The organism is Streptomyces sp. NPDC020192 (assembly GCF_044388685.1).
Classification (GTDB): domain Bacteria; phylum Actinomycetota; class Actinomycetes; order Streptomycetales; family Streptomycetaceae; genus Streptomyces.
Map to the genome: position 1 here is coordinate 1 of NZ_JBIRXG010000120.1, position 2060 is coordinate 2060.

The 2060-nt window shown below is 72.2% G+C and carries 1 protein-coding gene; it reads right to left on the reverse strand.

Translation table 11 applies throughout. The annotated features are described in order from the left end of the window. Positions 1–2060 (reverse strand): type I polyketide synthase (locus tag ACH47Z_RS47135; protein WP_399086824.1); only part of this gene is annotated, 2060 nt, incomplete at both ends.

Below are 2060 nucleotides of genomic sequence, written 5' to 3' on the forward strand. Positions count from 1 at the left end.
ACCCACTGAGCACCCTGCCCCGGGAAAACGAACACCACCCGACGACCCTGACCACTCCGAGCAACACCGCTTGCCACATTGCCGACCGGCTCACCGGCCGCAAGACCGGTCAGACCCGCAAGCAACTCCTCACGGTCCCTGCCCACCACCACCGCACGGTGCTCGAACAGCGAACGCGACAGCAACGCCGCACCCACATCCACCGCCTCGGCCGACTCCACCACCGACAGCAGACGCCCCGCCTGACCACGCACCGCAGCCGCCGTACGTCCCGAGACCACCCATGCCATGGAGGTCTGCGAGCCGGTGTCGGCTTCACTGTCCGGCTCGGTCCCGGGCTCGGGCTCCGGTGCCTCCAGGATCACGTGTGCGTTCGTGCCCGAGATACCGAACGAGGAGACGCCCGCGCGGCGCGGACGGCCGGTCTCCGGCCACGGCATGGCCTCGGTCAGCAGCCGCACCTGCCCCTGGGTCCAGTCCACCTGGGTGCTGGGCGCGTCCACGTGCAGCGTGCGGGGCAGCACACCGTGGCGCATCGCCAGCACCATCTTGATCACACCCGCCACACCGGCAGCCGCTTGCGTGTGACCGATGTTCGACTTCACGGCACCGAGCCACAGCGGCCGGTCCTCCGGACGGTCCTGCCCGTAGGTGGCCAGCAGCGCCTGCGCCTCGATCGGGTCACCCAGGGACGTACCGGTGCCGTGCGCCTCCACCGCGTCCACATCGGCGGAGCCCAGACCGGCGGCGGCCAGCGCCTGGCGGATGACCCGCTGCTGCGACGGGCCGTTCGGCGCCGTCAGACCGTTCGACGCACCGTCCTGGTTGACCGCGCTGGCACGCACCACCGCCAGCACCCGGTGCCCGTTGCGCTCGGCGTCCGACAGACGCTCCACGACCACGACACCAACACCCTCGGACCAGCCAGTACCGTCCGCCCCGTCCGCGAACGCCTTGCACCGGCCGTCGGCCGCGACGCCGCCCTGCTGGGAGAAGCCGATGAAGGTGTTCGGGGTGGCCATCATGGTCACGCCGCTGACCAGGGCGAGGGAGCACTCCCCCGCGCGCAGCGCCTGGCCCGCCCAGTGGAGAGCCACCAGCGAGGACGAGCAGGCCGTGTCGACCGTCACCGCCGGGCCCTCAAGGCCCAGCGTGTAGGCCACGCGCCCCGACAGCACGCTCTGGGCGTTGCCGGTCAGCATCTGCGGTTCGGCCTCGTCGAGGGCTTCGCCGATGACCTCGCTGTAGCCGGACTGGTAGCTGCCGACGAAGACGCCGGTGCGGCTGCCGGAGAGCTTGTCGGGGGCGATCCCGGCGTGCTCCAGCGCCTCCCATGACGTCTCCAGGAGCAACCGCTGCTGCGGGTCGGTGACGAGTGCCTCACGCGGCGAGATGCCGAAGAAGGCTGCGTCGAAGTCGAGGGCCTCGTCCAGGAAGCCGCCCTCGCGGGTGACGGAGGTGTCCGACCGGTCGCCCGCCGGGTCGTACAGGGCCTCCAGGTCCCAGCCGCGGTCGGCCGGGAAGGGCGATATGCCGTCCTCCCCGTTCGCGATCAGCCGCCAGAAGCCGTCGATGTCGCGGACACCGCCCGGGAAGCGGCAGGCCATGCCGACGATCACGAGCGCGTCGTCGTCCACGGAGACGAGCGGCGGGAGCGTGTCCAGCGCGTCGCGCGGAGCGTCGCCGAACTGCTCGGCGAGGTGGGTGGCGAGGCGCTGCGGGTTCGGGTAGTCGAAGACGAGGGTGGCCGGAACGGTCAGTCCCGTCGCCGTCTGCAACCGGTTGCGCAGCTCGATGGCGCTGAGCGAGTCGAAGCCGAGTTCCCGGAAGGCCTGGGTGGTGTCGATCTGGTCGCGGGAGGCGTATCCGAGCACCGCCGCCACGTGGTCGGCGACCAGGGCCAGCAGCGCTTCCTCGCGGTCCGCGAGGGTGAGGCCCGCCAGGCGGTGTGCGAGGTCGTCGGGGCCGGCCTGGTGGTCGCCGGCGGCGCGGCGGGCCGGCTGCCCGGCCAGGACGCGCCACAACGGCGGCACGTCCGTCCGGCCCCGTACGGCACCCAG